This is a genomic window from Pedobacter sp. Leaf216 (assembly GCF_001421515.1).
GTDB lineage: Bacteria > Bacteroidota > Bacteroidia > Sphingobacteriales > Sphingobacteriaceae > Pedobacter.
Genome location: NZ_LMKM01000017.1, coordinates 24,069 through 48,426, shown reverse-complemented (window position 1 = coordinate 48,426; position 24,358 = coordinate 24,069). Strand labels below are relative to the sequence as shown.

Here is a 24,358-nt window from a genome sequence, read left to right as displayed (position 1 = left end):
CAGTCACCCACGACACCCTTGTCTCGAGCTAACACTTCCTACTGCTAAGCGTGTTCGGGACTTGAACCCTATAGTCGATTGCCATGCCCGGCGCACGATAAAAAAAAGGCATCCCAACTTTTGGTTGGGATGCCTTTACTAATATCGTAAAATAATTGGTTTATTTTAAACCGTTAACGAATTTCGTTAATTTTGATTTATTATTAGCCGCTTTGTTTTTGTGGATAATGTTCTTTTTAGCTAAACGATCTAACATAGAGATTACTTTAGGCAATAAATCAGATGCAGATTTTTTATCTTCTGCAGCACGTAATCTTTTAATAAAGGTACGTGTAGTTTTTGCCTGATATCTGTTACGTAAACGTTTTGTTGCGTTTGCTCTAATTCTTTTTAATGAAGATTTATGATTTGCCATTTCTATTTAGCCTTTTATTTTTCTTATTCGTTTCCTATAATTCGGGTTGCAAATATAGGATTAATGTTTTTAAATTACAAAACACTTTAAACTTTTTTTTCATTAAAGTTTAGCCCTATTTAGCAACCGCAAAAATACGTTAAATTTATTCATTAATAATACTTTAACTTAATTGAATAAAATTTCTTTTCAATTGAAAAAACAGGCTTAAAAATACTATTTTTGGACAAAACGATTTTTGAGTGAAAAAACGAATAGCCATCTTTGCATCAGGTTCTGGCTCTAATGCCCAAAAACTGATGGAGCATTTTAAGCGGAGTAATGAAATAGAAATCTCTTTGGTGTTAACCAACAACGCCGATGCCTATGTACTACAAAGGGCTGATAATTTTGAAATCCCCACTCATGTTTTCGATAAAAACGAGTTTTATAAAACCGAAGAAGTAATCGATTTACTTAAAAACCTGGAAATAGATTTCATTGTGCTTGCGGGTTTCCTCTGGCTAATTCCTAAAAGCCTGATCAATGCTTACCCAGGTAGAATTGTGAATATACATCCGGCACTTCTCCCTAAATTTGGTGGCAAAGGCATGTACGGCGATCATGTACACAACGCTGTTATGGCTGCCGGTGAAGCAGAAGGCGGTATTACCATACATTATGTTGATGAAAATTATGATGAAGGCGAATACATTTATCAGGCCCGGTACCGAATCGATAAAAATGACAACCTTGAAATGGTTAAGTTTAAAGGGCAGCAGCTCGAACACCAACACTATCCCAGGGTGGTAGAAACCATTGTAAAAAAGATAAAGAAGTAACCGGGATTTTATACTAATCGATCTTAAAAATTTCAGGATCTGTTTTAGCGCATAATAACATTAAAGTATCTCCAATTTGTAAATCAGAGTTTCTGTTAATCACTTCCTGTGTCCAGATTTTATTATTTAATTTATAAGTAAATACAGCGTAGGGTGTTTTACTGCGTTTACTTCTTCTTAAGTATAAATCAGTTACTATTCCCTGAGCATGCACGCCATGGTTGGCCAATTGTTTTTCCGTAAAAGCTTTATGCATTTTAATCACAAAAAAACCTATCGGCCCGCCAACAAACAGCAAAAATAGAAAAGACTTCAGTTTATCCCACCTTCCCCTATCTCCTAACCATAAATCCCCTAAATAAAACAGTGCCAACATTGCTGAAATGCTTAGCCACATTATCCAGTTAAACCCAAAATAACGATGTGAATGGTAAATTCCAACGTAACAACATATAATAAGAAAAACGACAACTATATATGACCAAGTTGCTTTACGATTTGATTGAAACATTATTCTCCCTCGTGATAATTAATAACATTTTTTTGATGGGCTAAATTAGCAAAATTGAAATACCATTAGTAAATTTTAAAGCCTCACAGATTAATTCTGCTCAACCAGGTAAATATTACATATAATAATTAGAATGTGTAGAAAGTGAATATTTCCGCTTGCAATATGGAGATATAAGCATCTTTAAAATCTCATAGTAAAATAAAAAACACCCTGTTGAGAAAGATATAAGACTAATTTCATTTTTATTGATTTTACCCCCTTAATAAATGCCCCTGTTTTACTACCTTTGCGGCTCAAAATTTTCAGTAGAATGAGTCAATCCATTAAAATCAAAAACGCTTTAATCTCAGTATATTATAAAGATGGTTTGGAGCCATTGGTGAAATTATTAGCTGCACAAGGTGTACAGTTATTTTCTACCGGTGGTACAGAACAATTTATAAAAGATTTAAACCTTCCTGTTACGGCAGTTGAAGATTTAACAGGTTATCCATCTATTTTAGGCGGACGTGTTAAAACTTTACACCCGAAAGTATTTGGTGGGATTTTGAACCGTAGGGCTTTAACTGGCGACCAGGAACAGATTGCTGAATATGAAATTCCTGAAATTGACCTGGTTATTGTTGATTTATACCCTTTTGAAGAAACTGTAAAAGCAGGTGGAACACCGGATGAAATTATCGAAAAAATCGACATTGGTGGTATTTCTTTAATCCGTGCTGCTGCAAAAAACTTTAACGATGTTGTAATCATTGCCTCTAAAAATGACTACCCTACTTTACAGGCTCAATTAGAGGCGCAAAACGGAGAAACTACTTTAGCACAACGTAAATCTTTCGCTAAAACAGCTTTCCATACTTCTTCTCACTACGATACTGCAATTTTTAATTACTTTAATACTGAAGAACCGCTTGATGTTTTTAAACAGAGTGTAACGCAAGCCAAAACTTTACGTTATGGCGAAAATCCTCATCAAGGTGGTGTATTTTATGGTGATTTAGATGCCATGTTTACTAAACTGAACGGCAAAGAGCTATCTTACAACAACCTGGTTGATGTGGATGCAGCTGTTGCGCTGATCGATGAATTTCAGGATCCAACCTTTGCGATCTTAAAACATACAAATGCTTGTGGTATTGCATCACGCGCTACCGTAAAACAAGCCTGGATTGATGCTTTGGCCTGCGATCCTGTTTCTGCTTTCGGTGGTGTACTCATTACCAATGTAGAAGTGGATTTAGAAACGGCACAGGAGATTAACAACCTTTTCTTCGAAGTATTAATCGCACCTTCTTATCAGCAAGAAGCGGTAGAATTGTTCAGTAAAAAGAAAAACCGTGTTATTTTACAACGTAACGAGGTTGAATTAAGCAAAAAACAATTTAAAACATTATTAAACGGTGTAATTGAGCAGGATAAAGATTTAATTATCGAAGGGCCTGAACAAATGACAACCGTTACCGATAAAGCACCGACTGAACAAGAGTTAAAAGACTTGTTTTTCGCTAATAAAATTGTAAAACACACTAAATCAAATACCATTGTATTGGTAAAAGATGACGTTCTAATTGCAAGTGGTGTTGGGCAAACCTCACGTGTTGATGCTTTAAGGCAAGCGATTGAAAAAGCGGCTTCATTTGGATTCAGCGTTAAAGGTGCAGCAATGGCTTCTGATGCTTTCTTCCCTTTCCCTGATTGTGTTGAAATTGCTGCTGAAGCTGGAATTACAGCTGTGCTACAACCTGGCGGATCAATAAAAGATGCTGATTCTGTTGCAAAAGCAAACGAAAAAGGTATTGCAATGGTAACCACTGGGGTACGACACTTTAAACACTAGTTAAGCTTAAAGTAGAAAGACTAAAGCTAAAAGCAGAAAGACTAAAGCTTAAAGCAGAAGGACTAAAGCTTAAAGCAGAAAGACTAAAGCTTAAAGTAAAAAGACTAAAGCTTAAAGCAGAAGGACTAAAGCTTAAGGCAGAAGGACTAAAGCTAAAAGTAGAAGACTAAAGCTTAAAGCAGAAAGACTAAAGCTTAAAGCAGAAGGACTAAAGCTTAAAGCGGATATCTTATTCCCTTAGCGCACTCGAACTTTGGTCTTGTAACTTTGGTCTTTTAGCTTTTTTATTTTCTAAACATTTTAATTGCCTTAAAAACAATGGAATGAATGAAGAAAATAAAACTTAAAACAATAAAAAAGCTATTTTTACATTAGGAATAGTATAGATTTGACAAAATAAAGAAAACATACCTTATACATGGGATTATTTAACTGGTTTACGCAAGAAGTTGCCATTGATTTAGGCACTGCGAATACCCTGATTATACATAACGACAAAGTAGTTGTAGATGAGCCATCTATCGTTGCTTTCGATCGTACTACAAATAAAGTAATTGCCATTGGTAGGCAAGCCATGCAAATGGAGGGTAAAACCCACGATAATATTAAAACTGTACGTCCGCTAAAAGATGGTGTTATTGCCGATTTCAACGCGGCTGAAGCGATGATTAAAGGCATGATCCGCATGCTGAATGGCGGTAAAGGCTGGATGTTTCCATCATTGCGTATGGTAATCTGTATTCCTTCTGGTATTACTGAGGTAGAAAAACGTGCAGTACGCGATTCGGCAGAAATTGCCGGTGCAAAAGAAGTATATTTAATCCACGAGCCAATGGCTGCAGCTGTAGGTATTGGTATTGATGTAGAAGAACCTATGGGTAATATGATTATCGATATAGGTGGTGGCACAACAGAAATTGCGGTAATCGCATTATCTGGTATTGTTTGCGATCAGTCAATCCGCGTTGCCGGTGATAACTTCGACTCTGATATTGTAAACTACATCCGCCGTCAACACAATATTATGATTGGCGACCGTACGGCAGAAAAAATTAAAATTGAGGTTGGTGCAGCTTTACCTGAACTTCAGGATGCTCCTGCTGATTTTGCCGTTCAAGGGCGTGATTTAATGACGGGCGTACCTAAACAGATTACGGTTTCTTATACCGAAATTGCACATTGTCTGGATAAATCGATCTCTAAAATTGAAGAAGCGATTTTAAAAGCTTTAGAGATTACTCCACCAGAACTTTCTGCAGATATTTACCAAACCGGGATTTATTTAACGGGTGGTGGTGCTTTGTTAAGGGGTTTGGATAAACGCGTAGCAGCTAAAACTAAATTACCTGTTCACGTGGCCGAAGATCCTCTTCGCGCGGTAGTACGTGGAACCGGCATCGCCCTTAAAAATATTGGCGGATATAAATTCTTAATGCAATAACATTCAGCTCGGAGTTTGGGGTTGTTGATTTGGTTTTTCCAATCATGCGCCAAACTATTACTCTTAACTCCGAACTTTTAACTCCAAACTCAAATGCGTAACCTTTGGATTTTTATCAGTAGATACAACGCATTTTTCTTATTTATCATTTTTTTCACCATTGGGATTTACCTAACGGTTAAAAACAATTCCTATCAGCGTAGCGTAACCCTAAACTCAACAAATGAGATTGTGGGCACAGCGTACGAACGGTTAAATGTTTTTAAAAGATACCTAAACCTGGGCATGGTAAACGATAGCCTTGCTGCAGAAAATGCCAAACTTAAAAGCCAATTACTTGGATTAACCACAGTAGATACGGCTAAAGATGTTAGGGTTGTGGATACGGTAACCAATCAGGATTACACCTATCTTGCGGCCAAAGTGGTTAAAAATTCCATTACGCTGCGCAACAACATCATGACGATTAATAAAGGTACCGTTGATGGCATACAAAGCGGGATGGCCGTTATTGCACCACAAAAAGGTGTTGTAGGTTTTATTCGTGATGTTTCTGCGCATTTGGCCACTATACAATCACTATTACATAAAGATACCCGGATTAGTGTAACGCTGAAAAAAAACAATGCACTGGGTTCTTTGGTTTGGGGTGATGGAAATTTCGATATCAAAAAGGCGTTTATCAAAGAAGTTCCCAACCACATTAAAATGTACGTGGGCGATACCGTAGTAACTTCTGGCTTTGCCTCTTTCCCTGCCGGAATTTTAGTGGGAAAAATTACTAAACCCAATGTAGCCACCAATGATAATTTCTTATCGGGCGAATTGAATTTATTTACAGATTTTAGCACATTGCAATATGTATATGTGGTAAAAAATAAAAAAGCTGAAGAACAAAAAGCTTTGGAAAGCTTAGCTAAACCAAATGAATAGTAGAATCATTATAGTAAATGTGATCAGGTGGTTTTTACTACTTTTTGTGCAGATATTTCTGCTCAAGAATATGGGCTTTTATGACCTATCTACGCCATTTATTTATGTGCTGTTTTTGCTCTTACTGCCATTTGGCATACCAAATATTCTATTATATGTTCTAGCATTCGCTACAGGCTTAACACTCGATGCCTTTTATGATACCATGGGCGTACATGCTACTGCTTGTGTTGTGCTGGCTTTTGTAAGAATCTTATTTATATCAATAAGCTTAAACCGCGACGCAATTGATGACCCTGAACCATCGTTAAGTTATATGGGTTTTCAATGGTTTTCTCTTTATGCTTTTCTTTGCGTTATTGCACACCATCTGGTGTTGTTTTTCTTAGAAACATTCAGGTTAACCGAAATTGGTTATACCTTAATGAGATGCGGCTTAAGTTGTATCTTTACACTGCTTATTATTTTATTGGTAGAGTTTATATTCTATAGAAGAACACCACGTTAATGGATCAATTATTTAATCGAAAATATATCGTTCAAGGATTATTTATTGTAATCGCCCTGATTTTATTAGGAAAGTTATTTTATATCCAGGTAATTAGCGATAAGGCATTTGTTTCTGCAGAAAGTAACGTTTTAAGGAAAATTTACAAATATCCTGCCCGTGGAGCAATCTTAGATCGCAACATGAAGGTAATTGTGCAGAACGAACCTGTTTACGATTTGATGGTTACTCCAAACGAGGTGAAACCCTTTGATACTTTGGCACTGGCCAAGGCACTGGACATTAGTTTTGAAGATGTAAGGAAAAATCTCCGTAAAGCAAGAGGCAAATCATCATATCAGGCTACTCCTTTTCTCAAACAGATTTCTGTTCAGAGTTATGCCCGCCTACAGGAAACACTTTACCGCTTTCCAGGCTTCAGAACACAGGATAGAACCATCAGGCATTATCCTGATAGTGTTGGAGGGCAATTATTTGGCTATGTTAAAGAAGTTAGTCCGCTTGACATAGAAAAATCTGAAGGATTTTATAAACCCGGGGATTACAAAGGTAAAAGTGGATTGGAGTTTTCATATGAAGAAACTTTACGGGGTGAAAAAGGTGTAATCAATACCGTTTACGATGCCCATAATACTCCTCAGGGAAGTTATGCTGATGGAAAATATGATATAAATGCTGTTTCTGGAGAAAGACTGATTTCAGGAATTGATATGCGGATTCAAAAACTTGGAGAAGAATTAATGAAAAATAAAGTTGGTGCAATTGTGGCAATTGAACCTTCTTCAGGAGAAATTCTTTCTTTGGTAAGTAGTCCCGGATATGATCCTAATCTTTTGGTAGGACGAAACCAGGGTAATAATTACATGGAATTTATCGTTGGTAATCCTTACAGGCCATCTTTGGTAAGACCAATAATGGGTTATTATCCGCCAGGATCATCTTTTAAGCCGGTTGACGCATTAATTGCATTACAAGAAGGCGTAATTGACCCGAATACCACGTTTTTTTGTCCCCACTACTATCAGGCCGGTAATAGAAAAATAAAATGTGAGCACTTTGATGGTTCAATTGCATTGCGAAGAGGTATAGCACGCTCTTGTAACACTTATTTTTGCTATGTTTTTCAAAAGTTAATCACTAAAAATGGAATGAAAAACCAAAGGCAAACTTATCAGGAATGGCGGGATAAAGTGGCAAAGTTTGGATTTGGCTCAAAACTCGATATTGATATGCCTTACGAGCGGAAGGGATATTTTTATACAGCCGATCATTACGATAAAATTTATGGTAAAAGATGGGGATATACCAATGTGATTTCACAAGCCATTGGGCAGGGAGAAATTACCGCAACGCCCCTACAAATGGCAAATGCGATGGCTATTATTGCTAACCGTGGTTATTATATAAAACCGCATTTAATAAAAGGAATTGGCGATAAAAACCTGGTTAAAAAGGAATATGTGGTTAAAAATTATGTAGGTGTAGATGCCCAACATTTTGAACCCGTGATAGATGGTATGCAAGATGCGGTTAATAGCAGCTGGGGAACTGCAATTTTATCTCAGATCCCAGATATTTTACTTTGTGGAAAAACAGGAACCGTGCAAAACCCTCATGGTAAAAACCACTCTGTTTTTATTGGTTTTGCACCAAGAGACAACCCAAAAATTGCGATTGCTGTAATTGTGGAAAATGCTGGCTTTGGCAGTACATATGCTGCTCCTATAGCAAGTTATATGATCGAAAAATACCTGAAAGGAACTGTTACCGGAGCAAGGGCAGCCCAAGCTGAATGGATGAAAAACCAAAACCTGCTGCCCGTATTAAAGGATAAAACAGCGGCAGTAAAACTTACAAAGGCAGATAGTTTGCTGATTAAAAAAGCAGATTCGACTAAAAGAATTAAAGATAGCTTGCGCATTAAATCGGCCATAATTAAACAAACGGTAACAACAAAACCTAAAGAATTGAAAACAGTTGTGATCGATAAACCTGTAACACAGAAATAAAATGCAGCAGCAACAGGGAAACCGTTTTTTTTTCAATGTAGACTGGATTACTGTTTTAATCTACATTGCTTTATGCGCTATTGGCTTTACCAATATTTATGCATCGATTTATAATCCTGATAAAGCCGGAGTATTCGATTTTACAAGCAGCTATGGCAAGCAGTTGATATATGTTATTACGGGTCTTATTTTAGGCTTATCGATTTTATTATTTGATGGCAGGTTATTTAACGTTTTTGCGCCTTTTATTTATGGCATGACAATACTTTTATTAATAGTGGTGTTGTTTGTAGGTAGAAATGTAGGCGGAAACCAGGCCTGGATTCCCATTGGCTCCTTTCGTTTACAGCCTTCTGAATTTGCTAAATTTGGTACAGCATTACTTTTAGCCAGGTATGTAAGTACGTTTAACCCCAAATTCCGGGATATAAAATCGATCATGATTGCGGCCGCAATTGTACTTGCACCACTACTGCTTATTATGCTACAGCCGGATACCGGCTCCGCACTGGTGTTTCTTGCATTCATGTTTCCATTGTATCGCGAAGGTTTATCAGGTTACTTTCTCCTGATTTTTTTAGGAATGATTGTGCTCTTTATTGCAGATTTTTTAGTTCCAACTTACATTTTAATACTGATTATAACCATAATTGCAGGTTTATTTATTTACAATAACAGAAGAAAGCAGAAAGTAATTTTTTCTACGGTTCTTGTTACAGTAATAGCGATAGCCTATTTATTTGTGGTAAAAATTGCTTACGAAAAAGTACTGGCACCACATCAACGCAGCCGTATTGAGTTGATGCTGGGGCTAAAAACCGATAATAAAGGTGCGGGTTACAATGTAATCCAATCACAAATTGCCATTGGATCGGGGCAGGCAACTGGCAGAGGTTTTTTACAGGGAACCCAAACTAAATATGGTTATGTGCCAGAACAGAGTACCGATTTTATTTTCTCTACCATTGGTGAAGAATGGGGATTTATGGGCTGTTCGGTTGTAATTGGCTTGTATATATTTTTACTGCTTAGATTGATTAACCTGGCGGAAAGACAGCGGTCTACCTTTTCGAGGGTTTATGGTTATAGCGTAGCCTGTATTCTCTTTTTTCACGTTTTCATCAATATCGGAATGACTATTGGTATTATTCCTGTTATTGGTATTCCTTTGCCTTTAATTAGTTATGGAGGTTCATCTCTCTGGAGTTTTACAATCCTGCTATTTATCTTTTTAAAACTGGACTCTAATAGGATGGGATTTATTTAGGCACATTTTGGACTGGGCGTGCTGAAATAAATTCAGCAGGACGCATGGGGTTGAGGTAATCGTCTTCCTCCAGAATTACGTCTTCCTGAACTTGTTTCAGGATCTTTTACTTTAGTTATTTTTATAAGAATAGATGCTGAAATAAATTCAGCAGGACGCATGGGGTTGAGATTATCGTCTTCCTCAAGAATTACAGCAGGACGCATGAGGTTGAGGTAATCGTCTTCCTTCAGAATTGCGTCTTCCTGAACTTGTTTCAGGATCTTTTACTTATTTACTTTTATAACAATAGATGCTGAAATAAATTCAGCAGGACGCACGGGGTTGAGGTAGTCGTCTTCCTCAAGAATTACGTCTTCCTGAACTTGTTTCAGGATCTTTTACTTAAGTTATTTTTATAAGAATAGATGCTGAAATAAATTCAGCAGGACGCATGGGCTGAGGCATTTAGTACGACGTATTATGGATTAACTAACGCTTTACGCTAAACGCCTTACACATCCTGCTCCTACTTACTAAATCTTCTGTTCAGCAACTCATAAAACTGATCTACAGTAGCCTGTTTATTGGCCCAGTTATTTTTTGCGGCATAATTATTCTGAAGGAAGCTATCGGCAGCTTCGAAACTGTTCATTTTATTGATGATATCAAGCGCTTCCGAATACGCCAGGTTATAGCCATTAAAAAGATCTTTAATAAAAAGCAATTTTTCATTCAAACTGATCGCCTGTTTTAAATCGGCAATTGGTGCTTTAACAGGCTCTTCTGCTTTACCATTGGTTCTGGCCAGCAGATCATTCAAACTAGGGGCTGGTTTTGAAGCTACTGGTTCTGGAAATGGTTTTACCGGAACTGCTTCGGGGGTAAATAAAGGACGTTCCTGCTCAACCGGTGGTGAAATTACAGGATCATCAAATTTTACATCCCTTAGGGCTTCAATCGGTTCGCTTGGCGCAGCAACTGGTGCTTCATTAAATTTAACTTCTTCTTCTTTTTCTTCTGCAATTACCGATGGTTCGTACTCTTCTTCTTTAGGAATTAAGAAAGGTTCAGGGCCAATTTCATCTTCTTCAGCAGGTATAACTTCTGGCTGAACAGCTAAAGCCTCTTCTTTCTCATCTATTTTCTTTTTCTGCGCTAAAATTTCTGCTTCTTCTTTACTCAAAGGACGGTCGAAAATTTCTTCTACAGATTTTGCCTCGTAATCAAACTGATCGCTTTCATCATGTGTGCCCAATACAAACTCGAAAGTATGATCGTCTTGATCTGGTTTAAAAAAATCCTTATTTAAAATTGATTCAGCCTTTTCGAACTCAATGGTTTCATCATCTAAAATTTCTTGTTCCGGTTGTACATCCACACGCTCCTCCTCCTCCTGAGCTGTAGCAACTTCTTCCAGTTCTTGTGGATCAAAACAATCATCATCCTCTACATAACTTTTTTCAATTTCAGGGAGGATAATGGTATTTTGTTCGGCTAATAAAGCATGATTGCCAGCTTCAGGAGATTTATCTTCTACAATGGTATTTAATTTTTTAACGATATTGACATGATCAGATAGGAAATGGGCATTTGCCAGGAAAAGCTCCAGCTCGAGATCGTTTAATTGTTGAGGATTTTGAGCTAAAAACTGATATTGCTCATTTAATTCTGTTAAAATATTGCCGATCTTTTTGAAAATATCCTGTTGGTTCATCATAAAATTAAAACGAATTTTTAGTCGATTTATGTTGGTAACTATGTGTTCAAAAATAACACATAATTCTCATATTTGTTCGGTTTAAAAATTATAGAACGGACATAGGGGCATAAAAAATCGGGCATGTTATTTAGCGAACAAAATTTTAGAAGAAGAGGCGAATTTTCGGGAAGTATAGAGGTGGTATGCGGTTCTATGTTTTCGGGAAAAACCGAGGAGCTCATCAGAAGATTAAAAAGAGCGCAGATTGCTAAATTAAATGTCGAAATTTTTAAGCCCCGTACAGATACACGCTACCATGAAACCGCTGTGGTATCGCACGATTTAAACTCCATCAATTCTACCCCTGTTGATAGTGCATCGGCCATTTTATTGTTAGGTACCAACACCCAGGTTGTTGGTATTGATGAGGCGCAGTTTTTCGATAATGAACTGCCAGAGGTTTGTAATAAGCTTGCGCTTAAAGGCATACGTGTAATTGTAGCCGGTTTGGATATGGATTTTACAGGTAAGCCTTTTGGCCCAATGCCGGCCCTAATGGCCATTGCCGAGCATGTTACCAAAGTAAATGCAGTTTGTGTTTGCTGTGGCAATCCGGCGTTATATAGCTTCCGCACTGCGGCAGATGAAGCAACTGTTTTATTGGGCGAAAAAGAAAGTTATGAGCCCCGTTGCAGGGCTTGCTATAATTTAGGAAAAGGATAAAGCGGTTTAATGGGTTAATTAAATGGCTCCAGTGTCAAAATGAAATTAATCACCTTTAACTGAAAATTGCAATCTACAAACTGATAATGGTTTCCCAACATCATCGCCTTGCGCTAAACACATATCATGAAAAAAAATAAGATATCAATATTAGGCTGTGGTTGGTTTGGGTTGGCATTGGCAAAAAAACTGATCAGTTTAAATTATGCTGTTAAAGGCTCTACAACCAGTCGGGAGAAATTAGCTTTGTTAGAAGCAGCAAATATACAGCCTTATCTGGTCAATTTTACTGCTGATGAAATAGTAGCTGATGATGCATTTTTCGAAGCAGATGTGCTGTTTATCTGTATTCCACCAAAGCGGAATTCGACTGAACTGCTTGATTATCCGCAAAAAATCAATTCAATTTTAACAGCGGCAAAAGATAAATCGAAAAATATAATTTTGATCAGTTCTACGAGTGTTTATGCTGATGAGAACAAAATAGTAAACGAAACCAGTGAGACAAATCCGGATACTGATTCGGGAAAGGTGGTTTTAGCTGCTGAAATACTGTTTAAAGAACTTAATCCGGAAACTTTTACCATCGTTCGGTTTGCAGGATTAATTGGCCCTGATCGTAACCCGGGAAGATTCTTTGCCGGAAAAAGCAACGTCCCAAATGGCCTGGCTCCGGTAAATTTGATCCACCAGGCAGATGCGGTAGGCATTTCGCTTAAAATATTAGAAAAAAACGCCTTCGGCAGAATCTACAATGCCTGCTCGCCAAACCATCCTGCAAAAATGGATTTTTATATCAATGCAGCAACAACCACAGGACTTGCAGTGCCCAGTTTTATTGCAGAAAAAAAGGATTGGAAAATTGTAGAGAGTGTTAATGTACCAGAGTTTTTGGATTATACGTTTGAAGTTGGTATTTAGCTATACTTTCTTACGTCATTTTTACCGAAGCTAACTCAGCAAGCCCAGTAACTCCTTCTTAGTTAAATGCTTAAATAAACTTCCATCCGTCTGGATCAAATCTTTTACCAGATCTTTTTTAGTGGCCTGAAGTTTCATAATTTTTTCTTCAATGGTATCTGGACAGATTAAACGCACGGCCATTACATTTTTATGCTGGCCAATCCGATAAGCCCGATCTATGGCCTGGTTTTCTACAGCAGGGTTCCACCATGGATCGACGAGGTAAACATAATCGGCCTCGGTTAAATTCAGCCCGGTTCCGCCGGCCTTCAGGCTGATCAGGAAAACCGGAATATCGGCATTCTGCTGAAAAGAATTGACGGCTTCTTCCCTTTTACGGGTTTGCCCGGTTAAGTATGCGTATTTAATTCTCCGGTTTTCCAATTGCTTTTTTATGAGATCAAGCATGGTTACAAATTGAGAAAAAACAAGGATTTTGTGTTTTCCTGCCTTACTTTCTATCTGTTCCATCAAAACATCAATTTTTGAAGAAGCCTGTAAATAAGATTTTCCATCGGCCAATAGTGCAGCCGAATTACAGATCTGCCTTAAGGTGGTAATGCTTTTCAACACATGCATTGAACTTTTCGGCAATTCATCTTCCTGCTTACCTAAAATAAAATCCTGAATTTCCTTTTTGTTTGCTTCGTATACTTCGCGCTGTTCTTCGCCCATTTCGCAATACAATACAATTTCTGTTTTATCGGGAAGTTCTTTAGCCACCTGTTCTTTTGTTCTGCGCAGAATAAACGGTCTGATTTTTTTCTGAAGTTCCTCTGCCCTCTTACTATCTTTAAACTGATCAATCGGGGTAGAGTATAAATCGGCAAACTGCTGCTTACTGCCAAATAAACCCGGACAGGCAAAAGAAAGCTGTCCGTACAAATCAAAGGTATTATTCTCTATCGGTGTACCTGTCATAACGACCTTATTTCGAGATTGCAACATCCTTACGGCCTTATAACGCTGCGAATCAGGATTTTTAATCAGCTGTGATTCATCTAAAAAGATGTAATTAAAGCGGTAATCTTTTAAGAAACGGATATCAGAAAGCAGTGTTCCGTAAGAGGTTAAAATAATTTCGTAATCATCAAAAGTATCAGTTGTTTTGGTTCTTTGGCCTGCATAAATGGTTTTCACTTTTATAGAAGGCGCAAATTTTTCTACTTCTGTTTTCCAGTTAAAAATTAATGAGGCCGGAACGACTACTAAATTTGTATTGTGGGCTACTTTTTCGCGTTGAGATAATATGAAGGCCAAAACTTGTATGGTTTTGCCCAGTCCCATATCATCTGCCAAGCAAGCTCCGAAATTAAAATCATCTAAGAAATTAAGCCAGTTTAAACCATCTTGCTGATAATGGCGCAACGTTGCAGTTAAACCTTTAGGCACTTCAACCTCCTGAATTGCATCAGTGCCTTCAAACTTTTGTTTGTAAAGTTCAAGCTCATTCTTTACCTCTCCATCCAGTAAAGCATCTTCGTAAAGTTCATTTAATGATGCAAACTTAATTTTTGGTGTAAGGATGGCATCTTCCGTTATTTCTCCTGCATTAAAATAGGCAGCAAATTTTTCGATCCACTCATGTGGCAATATGCCCTGAGTGCCATCATCGAGCGTTACAAACTTGCTTTTATTCCTGATGGATTTATGAAGATGCTTTAATGCAACCTGTTGCCTGCCAAATTTCACTTTAACTTTGGTTTCGAACCAATCGGTGCCACTCAAAACCTCAATATTAATTTTAGCTTGAAATTCGCTCAGTTTATTGTTTTTAAGCTGGTTGAAACCTAAAATATGAATGCCTTTGTTGCGCCATACTTCAAAGGCTTCGAGGAACCAGGCTTCTTCCAGAAACCGTTTACGGTGGAGGTAAAAAGAATCATTGGTTTCCTGATCATAAAAATAAGGATGCTGTTTTAATACGTTTCCGATAAACTGCAGTTCGGCATTTTCATCGCGGTGTAAAGTAAAAAGGTTGCCCAGTTTATCCTGTGCCTGAATCTGCTTTTTAGATAGGACAGGAATTTCTATGTTGCCATAGCGCATTACGGGCGTTAGGAGAATATAATCTTCAGATTCTGACAGATAGATCAACTGTTCGTTTTCGAGATCAAACCCTTTTTCTTCTATCTGATTTTTGGTAGCGGGTTTTAAATAAGAATAATCTACGTGAATACTGCCCTCTAAAGGAACCAGAATGGCTTTTTGAAATGCCGGATACTTTGTTTTATGAAGGATTAATCTATTGCTTTGTTTTATAAAAAAACCGATTACGCGTAAAAAATCCAATCTGCCAATTAAATAAAGCTGATCTTTTAGTTTAATGAAATACTGGTGTACCAAAAAAAGATTATCCAGTTCATAAGATTTTCCTTCGATGATCAGCCTACCTGTAATTTCGAAATAATCATCGCGCTGATTTACAGAAAGACGGAGATCTACTGCTAATAAATGAACCTGAACAGCTGTAATGCCCGAAGCCTGAATGGCAGCAGATTGCTTACTATCCTGCAGGAAAAATGGAAGCTGCTGCGGATTTTTTACGATTGCTTTTAGGGCTTCTATCTCTGCTTCGCTTTGATCGTTATTATAATTTTGCTGGAAAGTATTAATGCCACTAAAAAATTTAACCAAATCGTTATCATCAGTTTCAAAGAGTAAATCAGCTGGATTAATTGCTTTTATCGGGTTTTTAACCTTGCCGCTTTTGGTAGTTTCGGCTTCGAATAATGATACGGTTAAATTATTGTAATAACGATGCTGACCAAAAACCAGGATCATTTTACCCTGATCATTCTTGATTTTAATTTTTGATTTGGATGGAGGAACTGGTAATAAGATTTCTTCTAAATTTTGCTGATTTTCTTTATTAAATGGCTGTAGAGCGTCCATTTTTGGACGGATAACTACCTGACCATTTTCATAACGGAGGTTAAAGAGCAGATCAAGGTTTTCTTCTTTTTCCAATCCATAATCAACCGCTATTTTTAAAAGCTTTTGTTTCCGCAGGTTTGCATCAAAGAAAATCAGTAAATCCTGCCGCTGTAGAATGTTGTACAAAACCCTTGCCTGGTGCTCACATAATTTATTTTTGGGTGTGGCGCAACGACAAGAGAGTTTTACCGAATGTTCATGCTGTTGTATCTGAACAATGGGAAATTGCAATCCAGATGCTTCATCGCTAAAGGCTGCAAAATCGATTTCAATCTGCTCAGGGTAAAGCTGAAAAAACCCTTTAACATCAGTGTGAACATGTGCGCTCAAATGTTTAAGGATCACGATTTGACTCAGATTTTTCAGGTTAAAATCTTTTAAGATATAATCATATGGATTTTGTTCTGATACCGGTTGCGTGCTTACCTGTTCACTCATTTAAACTAAAATAACTGAGTGATAAAAGTAATGATTAATAAGTTTTCGCTAAAATGACTTGGTAGGTTTTTATGCACAATGGATAATTTATTCTCAGAAAAAATCCAGAAAGTAGCTCATAAAATTATATAAATACGATCCGTCAGCCTGAATTTATCCAGGGTCTTTCTGGCTTAAAAGACGCTGAAATAAATTCAGCATGACGATTTACTATAAAATTTTACTTACTATAACGACTTCCGCAAGTTCAAATAAAAAGGAACCTCCACTTTTTCTGTTTTTCCGTTTAATATAAATTCGGCAGCTTGTACTCCAAGTTGATTAAAATCAGTGGATATTGTAGTAATCCCATCTAAAATGATTCTTTTTAATGGTGTTTCGTTATAAGAAATTACGCCAACATCTTTCCCGATTTTAAGCTTTTGGGCAATTAAACGTTCGATAAGCATCACCAGGTCATCTTCCATCAGGTTAATATAGACCTCGCCAGGATTAATTTCTTCATCTTTGATGTTGTGGATCACTTTGTGATCAAAAGCATATTGCTGGCAAAAACGGTAAAAGCCTGTTAATATCTCGTGCGGGAAATAACTGTTTTTTGGAAAGATAATTTTTAGGGTTCGATAACTGGAAAGCCGATCCAATGCCTGTTCCAAAGCAGCATAAATATCCTGAGCAAAGTTTTCGTAAGCCGCAGCATAATCGCCTGTTACTCCCGGTAATAATTTATCAAGAATAACCAGCTTTTCTTTTGGGATGGTGTTGATGATTTCGTGTGCATTTTCTCCCCCTTCTAAAAAATGTGGTACAATCACAAAGTGCGAATAATCATCCCGTTTGGCCACGATCATTTTCTTAAACAATGCATAATCGTTGTTGTAAATATAAAAATCGATTGCTGCACGCTCTCCCAAGGTTTTGGTAAACGAATCGTATATGATTTTTTTGTGTGTACTGAGCTTATTAAACAGTAAACAAACCTTTAACTTGCGCGAAAAATCGGTGTTGATAATAAAATAACCCTTACCCGGTACCGAATCTACTACTCCAAGCTTCCGCAGGTTACGGTAACCTTTTTCGGCGGTATCTCTGGACATTTCCAAACTGAAACTCAGTTCGTTAATAGATGGCAATAAACTATTTTTGAGAAGTTTACCACTTTCAATAGCGGCCAAAATGGCATTGGTTAATTGCTTGTATTTTGGCGTCGATGAATACTCATCAACATTAAGATAGGGAATTAAATCTTCTGGTTTCAAAATGGTTGTATAGTCTAGGGATTTCGAATATAAGGAAATTCCTAAAAATCTAACGTACGTTGTATGGCTGAATAGTATTTTAACTGAATCATATCCGTTGGCGCAGGGTTTTCATTCCAGGCATCATTTATTGCTAAAGCGGTGCCTATTGCGGTTGCCTGCGATACTGAAGAGGCATAAACCTCAATATCAGGAATAGAAGTTGCGAGCAAATGCATATAAATCGCATTTTTACCAAAACCACCATCTACAAAAATTCTTTTCACACCTGAATTTAAAATCAGCTTTAATGAATAAATCTGCTGTTTGATCAGATCGAAAATCAATTGGTGATAGGCTTCTTCTGCGGTTTGAAAGAGATTCAAATCTCGTTCAGGAAAGGCAGAATTTGCCGAAAAACCTCGCTGTTCCTGTTGGTTTTCGGGTATTTTATTGGCCAGCTTCAAAATCATTGAAGGGTTAAACTTCAAATGTTTAAACAGATAGGCAGCACGATCGAAATGTTCGGCAATCCGTTTAAGCTGTACCTCGTGTTCGTAACCCGCAAAAATACGCGAAGCTTTAACGGCTTTACCTTTGAAATGCATGTAACAAAGGCAATCTTGCTTAAGTTCATCGGCTGTTAACGGCTCTTGATTAAAAGGGTTTAAACTGATGCACCAGGTACCGGTTGATATGAGTACAAATGGTGTATTAAAATTAGCAAGATAAGGGATTAATGCGGCTGAACTATCGTGCAAACCAACACCAACCTTTACACTGTTGCCTTCGAAATTAGTTGTAAGACTCGAATCTGCGGGGGTAAAAGCACCAAACTTACCCTCAATTTGCTCAGTGGTAACCCAATTGTGGTACTCACTTTTATTGAAATCCCAAAGCTGCGTATGGCAACCGATACTGGTAATATCGGCCACGGCCTTACCTGTAATTAAATAACTTAAATATTGCGGCAGGTGTAAAGCCCACTTCACCTTTTTAAATATTTCGGGTTTTTCGTGCTTCAGGCGGTACAATTGCATGCCTGAGTTTAAGCTGCCCAAAATTGGCGAGGCTGTTTCCAATGAAATCTTCTCCTCACCACCATACTTATTGTAAAAAGCTTTTTTAAGTGCTTCGGGGTATTCTTTTAAATAATTATAAAGTGGTGTTAAAGGTTCTCCATTTTCATCCAAATAAACAAAACTGGCACCATAAGTAGAAAAATTTATGGCCTTTACATCGAACTCCTTTAACTGCAAAACCTGATGCAGGGAATCGTAAACGGAAGAACGCAGGCTTTCGAGATTTTCGCACGGCTCTCCATCTTCATCAACAGTTTCTACAAAACGTGCAGACCGCTCGTAAACGATGCTGTAATTTTCGTCGATCAGAAACAGTTTTTTATTCGTTTTTCCTACATCAAATATGGCAACAACAGGTTTAGGCATTTCTATTTCTCTAATTATAAACCTGTGGCAACGGTATTTCCGCGGTGATTAACTAATTGATTTCTAACACCTAAATCGCGGTATAATGCAATTGGTGATAATGCTGCTCCTGCCCTCAACCTGGCTTCGGCTACTAAAGCCCTTAAATCGCTACGGAAAGTATGTTGTAAAATTTCTTGGGCTTTGGCTACATCATTGTTGTTCTGCGCTTCGTTTAATGCTTTTCTATCTACCAGTAAAGCTTGTGCATAGGCAATCATAATGGCCTCTACCGATTGCAATAAATCTTCTAAAGGATCTTTTACATTGTGCGAAGCATCGATCATCCAACCCAGATCTTTTGCATGGTTCATTCCTTTAGCATCCATACCTTCTACCAGTTCATTAAATATCAAAAATAACTGGTAAGGCTTAATGCTTCCTGCGGTTAAATCATCATCGCCATACTTGGAATCGTTAAAGTGGAAACCACCCAGTTTTCCTTCCATTAAAAGCAATGCAACAATCTGCTCGATGTTTGCATTAGGCAAATGGTGACCTAAATCTACCAATGTATAGGCTTTTTTACCCAATTTACTCGCATACAGTAAAGACTGTCCCCAATCTCCAACCGTAGTAGAATAAAAGTTAGGTTCGAAAGCTTTATACTCCACAAATATCTTCCAATCTTCTGGCAGGGCTGAATAGATTTCGTGTAAACTCTCTAAAGTATTTTCGAAAGCCTTACGGAAATTTAGTTGTCCGGGGAAACAAGAACCATCGGCAAGCCAAACGGTTAAAGCATCAGATCCCAGTGCAATACCATGTTTAATTACTTCTATGTTGTGCTCAATTGCTTGCTTGCGGATATCTTTATTAACATTTTGCAATGAACCAAATTTATAGCTGTGTGCAGCACCTTTCTGATCCTGAAAAGTGTTGGAGTTCATGGCATCGAATTTTAAACCGTAGCCAGCAGCCAAAGTTTTTAAAGCTTCAGCATTTTGAGGGATATCCCATGGAATGTGAAGCGAAATTGCTCCACTGGCACCGTTCAGTGCGTGCAACAAACCAACATCTTCAATTTTTTCTTCAATTGTACGCGGTTCTCCACCGGTAATGGCAAAACGGCCAAAACGTGTTCCGCCTGTGCCTAATGCCCAGCTTGGAATTGCAATCTGAAAATCGACCAGTTTCTGGATTACGCTTTCGACATCAACATGTGCCCAATCTTCTTTCAAAAAAGAAAGCTTACGCTGATGAGGGGTTAAAAGGGAGTCGTTATGTTTTTCTATTTGGTTCTGCTCGATATTCATAAGAATATTTGGTTTTTATTAGGTTAATTATTGTGGCGATACAATCGCCTTTCTCATTCATCCTCGTTATAAACGAGGACGATTATAAAAATTTAAAGTCATTTTCGGTCTGTGATTGAACACAGACCGGTTAAACAACTTACTAAAACTGATTTTAAAACTATTACATTGTGGGCTATGTCTTTTTAGACCACTATTTTATTTTGTTTTTCGGTCTGTGAGGATAAAGACCGAGGATTTTATTTCATTCTAATTATCCATGGTCTGTTATCCATGGTCTGTGTCCTCACAGACCATTTCCTTACTTCTTTTTCAGTATGTGAGGACACAGACCGAGGATTTTATTTCATTATTATTATCCATGGTCTGTTATCCATGGTCTGTGTCCCCACAGACCATTTCCTTATTTCTTTTTAACCACCATTACCTCACAAATGCCATAGCTACCCCGCCATCAACATTTAGAACATTTCCGGTTGATTTATGCAGCAAGCCACCTACAAAAGCGAAGCAAGCATTAGCAATATCATCTGGTAAGATAATCTGATTTAACAATGTACGTTTTGCATAATAAGCCGGTAACTCTGCTATGGTAATTCCGTAAGCTTTCGCACGGCCTTCTGCCCAGCCCCCTGCCCAGATATTGCTATCGCTGATTACTGCATCAGGGTTAACCACATTTACGCGGATATTATCGGCTCCGAGTTCGGCAGCATTTAATCTGCTTAAGTGCAATTGTGCTGCTTTTGCACTTCCATAACCGGCATTGTTTGGTCCGCTTACCAAGGCATTCTTGCTTACAATATTAATGATATCGCCACCAATATTTTGCTTTTGCATCGTATTTGTTGCAGCTTGGGTAATAAAAAACTGGCCTTTTACCAAAACATCATATAACAAATCCCAATCTTTCTCTGTATGATCGGCAATGGTTTTAGAAATCGATAATCCTGCATTGTTTACAATAATATCTACCCCGCCAAAAGCGAGAGCGGCAGAATCAAAAGCAGCTTTAATATCAGTTTCGCTGGTTACATTTAAAACGGCTGTGCTGTAAGAATCCTTACCATAAAGGCTTGCAAATTCATTACCTGCTTCTTCTAAACGCTCAGCGTTCATATCATTCAAAATCACCACTCCACCTTCAGCCACAAACTTCTTGGCAATTGCTTTGCCTATGCCGCCTGCACTGCCGGTAATCAGGGCAATTTTTCCTGTTAAAGGTTTTGGCTTAGGCATGCGTTGTAATTTTGCTTCTTCCAACAACCAATATTCAATATTAAATGCTTCCTGGTGTGGTAATGAAGTATATTGAGAAACGGCCTCAGCACCTTTCATTACGTTAATGGCATTGATATAAAATTCTGCAGCCACTCTAGCCGTTTGTTTATCTTTAGAAAAAGTAAACATTCCGATACCGGGATATAAAATTACTACTGGATTGGTATCACGGATAGCAGGGCTGTTTGGATGTTTACAGGCTTCGTAATAAGCAGTATACATTGCTCTATATGCTTCGAAAGCAGGTGTTAGTGTTTCTTTTAACGCTTTAACATCTGATAAATCGGCATTACTTTCCAATGTTAAAACCAGCGGACTGATTTTGGTTCTTAAAAAGTGATCGGGACAGCTGGTACCCATCGGTGCAAGACGATCAAGATCATTGGAATTGATGAACTCCAAAACACGGCTATCATCGGTAAAATGACCAATCATGTGCTGTTTAGATGAACACAAACCACGTAAAACAGGCGCTAAAGCTGCTGCTTGTTTTTTACGTTGGTCTGCAGCTGCACTTTCAATTTTCTGTCCGCCAAAAACAGGACCTTTTTTACCATAATTCTGCTCAAGGTATTCAGAACAGATTTCGATTACTTCTAAGGTATTGAGGTAACTTTCGTAAGCGGTATCGCCCCAGGTAAACAAACCATGTGAACCTAACATGATGCCACGGATGCCCGGATTTTCATCTAAACATTGTTTTAATTGCAAGCCCAGTTCAAAACCTGGTTTTTTCCATTCTACCCAACCAATTGTTCCTCCGAACAGTTCTTCGGTAATCTTTTTACCATCTTTAGCGGCCGCAATTGCAATGGCAGCATCCGGATGCAAGTGATCAATATGTGCAAATGGCAAGAAACCATGCAAAGGTGTATCAATTGATGGTGCTTTGGAGCTTAAATCGAAAATACAGTGGTTAAACAATTCAACCATTTCATCTTCGTAAGCTACGCCACGGTAAATATTTTTAAGGCTACGTAAACGGTCAACATATAATGCTGCAAGGCCACTTTTCTTTAGTGTACCCAAATCGCCACCTGATCCTTTTACCCACATTACTTCGGTTTCCAAACCTGTAAGCGGATCTTTTTCCGATAATTTGCATGAGGTATTGCCACCTCCGTAATTGGTTAAGCGTAAATCTGCTCCCAATAAATTAGAGCGATAAATTAAGAGGGCAACTTCATCTCCCGCAAGTTTTGCGGCTTCCTCTTCATCCCACAGATAGCTTACATGCTTATAACTTTTCGTATCGATTGACATTCTAATTTTATATTTAAATTTTATTATTATCCTTTAATTGAATTACCATAACCTACAATGAGTACTGAAATGATAATGGTTAAAATTCCTGCTAAAACGGTCATCAGGGTTTTTCTTGAAACGCCTTTCCATTCTTTTAATACTAGCCCCCAGATGTTGGCAATTAAGATGATAAAAGCCATGTGCAGAATCCACGAACTGGCACCATTACCCATTTTGCTTTCGCCCATGCCATAGAAAAAGAACTGTAAAAACCAGGTTGTACCGGCCAGTGCAGAAAAAATATAGTTTTTTAACAGTGGTGTTTTTGCATTGGTATAATCGCCAAATGTTTTGTTGCGGGCATTTAAAACCATACACCAGATAAAGTTTGTGGTTAAACCGCCCCAAAGTACAATGATGTAGGTTACGTTATTTGAGAATAGAAAGTTGCCAGCTTCAGCAGGGTTTGCAGCTTTCCAGATGGCGTTTGCAGCATCGGCCATAGGCTTACCAGCTTCGATACCGAAATTGAAACAAGCACTTAAAACACCTGAAACAATACCTACAAATAAACCGAGACCGAACTTGTACTCTGTTTTCACCTCCAGTCCGTGCGGATCGGTAACACCAGATTTTGTTTCCTTTTCTTTCATCATACCTGCCTTACCGCAGATTACAATACCGAAAACACAAACCAATAAGCCAAGCAATACCATTCGGCCCCAATCGGTATGCAGAAACATGGTAAATGTATCTTTACCGGCCTGAGGAAAAAAATCAAAATATATGGATGGCAGAATTGAACCCAGCACCATGCAGAGCCCTAAAATAATACTGCTCCCTAATGATACACCCAGATAACGAACGCCTAAACCATAGGTTAAACCGCCAATGCCCCAAAGAATACCAAAGAAATAGGTTAACCATAAAATATTGCCATGTGTTGCAGTGATAATTGCACCAAAATTAGGAACGGTTAAATAAGCTGCTAATGGCGGAACGATTAACCAGGAGAAGATTCCTCCAACAATCCAATAACTTTCCCAGGCCCAGCCTTTAACTTTTTTGTATGGAATATAAAAACTTCCAGAGGCGAAACCACCGAAGAAATGAAAAATTACACCTAGAATTGCTTGCATGCGTGATTAATATATTTGGTTGGTCTAAAATAGAATTTACAGTAATTTTAACTGTTATGCACTGTTATGGATGAAAGGTAATTTGAAGTTTGGAGCCGGGAAACGGAGGTAGGAAGAAAAAGCGTAAAATTATGAGCGGCCTTTTGGTATTATCGGGGAATTGTTTTCCCGCAGATTGAAGAAGATTTACGCAGAATTTGTAAAAGGTTGGATTGGAAACTTATT

Annotated in this window: 18 protein-coding genes; 9 read left to right on the top strand and 9 right to left on the bottom strand. The window is 37.9% G+C overall.

Annotated elements, in window-relative coordinates; genetic code table 11:
• Window positions 1–160: 160 nt before the first annotated feature.
• The gene (rpsT, locus tag ASE74_RS14555) at window positions 161–415 is read right to left on the bottom strand and encodes a 30S ribosomal protein S20 (RefSeq protein WP_029277289.1); all 255 of its coding nucleotides are present in this window, start codon (window positions 413–415) and stop codon (window positions 161–163) included.
• A gap of 242 nt (window positions 416–657) precedes the next feature.
• Between rpsT and purN the strand changes: the two genes are divergently transcribed.
• Window positions 658–1,236, top strand: a complete 579-nt coding sequence (gene purN / locus ASE74_RS14550) for a phosphoribosylglycinamide formyltransferase (protein WP_055910555.1) — start codon at window positions 658–660, stop codon at window positions 1,234–1,236.
• Window positions 1,237–1,249: 13 nt separating this feature from the next.
• Here purN and ASE74_RS14545 read toward each other — a convergent pair whose 3' ends face one another.
• A complete protein-coding gene (locus ASE74_RS14545; protein WP_157255434.1) occupies window positions 1,250–1,612 on the bottom strand; it encodes a hypothetical protein in 363 nt (120 codons plus the stop codon).
• A 448-nt stretch (window positions 1,613–2,060) separates the two neighbouring features.
• Between ASE74_RS14545 and purH the strand changes: the two genes are divergently transcribed.
• From purH to rodA, 6 genes are all read left to right on the top strand, one after another.
• On the top strand, window positions 2,061–3,587 hold the full coding sequence (purH, locus tag ASE74_RS14540; protein WP_055910549.1) for a bifunctional phosphoribosylaminoimidazolecarboxamide formyltransferase/IMP cyclohydrolase: 1,527 nt from the start codon (window positions 2,061–2,063) through the stop codon (window positions 3,585–3,587).
• Between the two features lie 418 nt (window positions 3,588–4,005).
• Window positions 4,006–5,028, top strand: a complete 1,023-nt coding sequence (locus ASE74_RS14535) for a rod shape-determining protein (RefSeq protein WP_010601761.1) — start codon at window positions 4,006–4,008, stop codon at window positions 5,026–5,028.
• A 93-nt stretch (window positions 5,029–5,121) separates the two neighbouring features.
• Window positions 5,122–5,961, top strand: a complete 840-nt coding sequence (gene mreC / locus ASE74_RS14530; RefSeq protein ID WP_055910546.1) for a rod shape-determining protein MreC — start codon at window positions 5,122–5,124, stop codon at window positions 5,959–5,961.
• Window positions 5,954–6,469 (top strand): hypothetical protein, encoded by a 516-nt coding sequence (locus ASE74_RS14525; RefSeq protein ID WP_055910543.1) that lies wholly within the window; start codon window positions 5,954–5,956, stop codon window positions 6,467–6,469. The genes mreC and ASE74_RS14525 overlap by 8 nt, the downstream gene beginning before the upstream one ends.
• Entirely contained in the window at window positions 6,469–8,478 is a 2,010-nt protein-coding gene (gene mrdA / locus ASE74_RS14520) for a penicillin-binding protein 2 (protein WP_055910540.1), read from the top strand. Before ASE74_RS14525 ends, mrdA begins: the two co-directional genes overlap by 1 nt.
• Window position 8,479: 1 nt before the next feature.
• Complete coding sequence (gene rodA, locus ASE74_RS14515; protein WP_055910538.1) at window positions 8,480–9,745, top strand: rod shape-determining protein RodA; 1,266 nt, start codon at window positions 8,480–8,482, stop codon at window positions 9,743–9,745.
• A gap of 508 nt (window positions 9,746–10,253) precedes the next feature.
• Here rodA and ASE74_RS14510 read toward each other — a convergent pair.
• Window positions 10,254–11,444, bottom strand: a complete 1,191-nt coding sequence (locus ASE74_RS14510) for a hypothetical protein (RefSeq protein WP_055910533.1) — start codon at window positions 11,442–11,444, stop codon at window positions 10,254–10,256.
• 123 nt (window positions 11,445–11,567) lie between these two features.
• Here ASE74_RS14510 and ASE74_RS14505 point away from each other — a divergent pair, with 123 nt between their 5' ends.
• Entirely contained in the window at window positions 11,568–12,149 is a 582-nt protein-coding gene (locus ASE74_RS14505; RefSeq protein ID WP_055910530.1) for a thymidine kinase, read from the top strand.
• A gap of 126 nt (window positions 12,150–12,275) precedes the next feature.
• Window positions 12,276–13,070: an SDR family oxidoreductase gene (locus ASE74_RS14500; RefSeq protein WP_055910527.1), complete on the top strand. Its 795-nt coding sequence runs from the start codon at window positions 12,276–12,278 to the stop codon at window positions 13,068–13,070.
• 30 nt (window positions 13,071–13,100) lie between these two features.
• Here the strand turns inward: ASE74_RS14500 and ASE74_RS14495 are convergent, their stop codons facing one another.
• The 6 genes from ASE74_RS14495 to rhaT all read right to left on the bottom strand — a co-directional run bounded on the left by ASE74_RS14495 (window position 13,101) and on the right by rhaT (window position 24,133).
• Window positions 13,101–16,487: a DEAD/DEAH box helicase gene (locus ASE74_RS14495; RefSeq protein ID WP_055910524.1), complete on the bottom strand. Its 3,387-nt coding sequence runs from the start codon at window positions 16,485–16,487 to the stop codon at window positions 13,101–13,103.
• A 227-nt stretch (window positions 16,488–16,714) separates the two neighbouring features.
• The gene (locus tag ASE74_RS14490) at window positions 16,715–17,746 is read right to left on the bottom strand and encodes a GntR family transcriptional regulator (RefSeq protein WP_055910521.1); all 1,032 of its coding nucleotides are present in this window, start codon (window positions 17,744–17,746) and stop codon (window positions 16,715–16,717) included.
• Window positions 17,747–17,787: 41 nt separating this feature from the next.
• Window positions 17,788–19,173 carry an FGGY-family carbohydrate kinase gene (locus ASE74_RS14485; RefSeq protein ID WP_055910511.1) on the bottom strand — a complete coding sequence of 462 codons (1,386 nt, stop codon included), beginning with the start codon at window positions 19,171–19,173 and terminating at the stop codon, window positions 17,788–17,790.
• A 14-nt stretch (window positions 19,174–19,187) separates the two neighbouring features.
• Window positions 19,188–20,468 carry a TIM barrel protein gene (locus ASE74_RS14480; protein ID WP_055910508.1) on the bottom strand — a complete coding sequence of 427 codons (1,281 nt, stop codon included), beginning with the start codon at window positions 20,466–20,468 and terminating at the stop codon, window positions 19,188–19,190.
• 423 nt (window positions 20,469–20,891) lie between these two features.
• On the bottom strand, window positions 20,892–23,012 hold the full coding sequence (locus ASE74_RS14475) for a bifunctional rhamnulose-1-phosphate aldolase/short-chain dehydrogenase (protein WP_055910505.1): 2,121 nt from the start codon (window positions 23,010–23,012) through the stop codon (window positions 20,892–20,894).
• A 26-nt stretch (window positions 23,013–23,038) separates the two neighbouring features.
• Complete coding sequence (gene rhaT / locus ASE74_RS14470) at window positions 23,039–24,133, bottom strand: L-rhamnose/proton symporter RhaT (RefSeq protein ID WP_055910502.1); 1,095 nt, start codon at window positions 24,131–24,133, stop codon at window positions 23,039–23,041.
• Window positions 24,134–24,358 lie beyond the last annotated feature (225 nt).

Coding starts and splice junctions, on each gene's coding strand:
- ASE74_RS14525 (WP_055910543.1), top strand. CDS start 5,954: ATGAATAGTAGAATCATTATAGTAAATGTGATCAGGTGGTTTTTACTA.
- ASE74_RS14485 (WP_055910511.1), bottom strand. CDS start 19,173: ATGCCTAAACCTGTTGTTGCCATATTTGATGTAGGAAAAACGAATAAA.
- ASE74_RS14535 (WP_010601761.1), top strand. CDS start 4,006: ATGGGATTATTTAACTGGTTTACGCAAGAAGTTGCCATTGATTTAGGC.
- rhaT (WP_055910502.1), bottom strand. CDS start 24,133: ATGCAAGCAATTCTAGGTGTAATTTTTCATTTCTTCGGTGGTTTCGCC.
- ASE74_RS14480 (WP_055910508.1), bottom strand. CDS start 20,468: ATGAATATCGAGCAGAACCAAATAGAAAAACATAACGACTCCCTTTTA.
- ASE74_RS14475 (WP_055910505.1), bottom strand. CDS start 23,012: ATGTCAATCGATACGAAAAGTTATAAGCATGTAAGCTATCTGTGGGAT.
- ASE74_RS14545 (WP_157255434.1), bottom strand. CDS start 1,612: ATGTTGGCACTGTTTTATTTAGGGGATTTATGGTTAGGAGATAGGGGA.
- ASE74_RS14500 (WP_055910527.1), top strand. CDS start 12,276: ATGAAAAAAAATAAGATATCAATATTAGGCTGTGGTTGGTTTGGGTTG.
- ASE74_RS14510 (WP_055910533.1), bottom strand. CDS start 11,444: ATGATGAACCAACAGGATATTTTCAAAAAGATCGGCAATATTTTAACA.
- ASE74_RS14505 (WP_055910530.1), top strand. CDS start 11,568: ATGTTATTTAGCGAACAAAATTTTAGAAGAAGAGGCGAATTTTCGGGA.
- rpsT (WP_029277289.1), bottom strand. CDS start 415: ATGGCAAATCATAAATCTTCATTAAAAAGAATTAGAGCAAACGCAACA.
- rodA (WP_055910538.1), top strand. CDS start 8,480: ATGCAGCAGCAACAGGGAAACCGTTTTTTTTTCAATGTAGACTGGATT.
- ASE74_RS14495 (WP_055910524.1), bottom strand. CDS start 16,487: ATGAGTGAACAGGTAAGCACGCAACCGGTATCAGAACAAAATCCATAT.
- purH (WP_055910549.1), top strand. CDS start 2,061: ATGAGTCAATCCATTAAAATCAAAAACGCTTTAATCTCAGTATATTAT.
- mreC (WP_055910546.1), top strand. CDS start 5,122: ATGCGTAACCTTTGGATTTTTATCAGTAGATACAACGCATTTTTCTTA.
- mrdA (WP_055910540.1), top strand. CDS start 6,469: ATGGATCAATTATTTAATCGAAAATATATCGTTCAAGGATTATTTATT.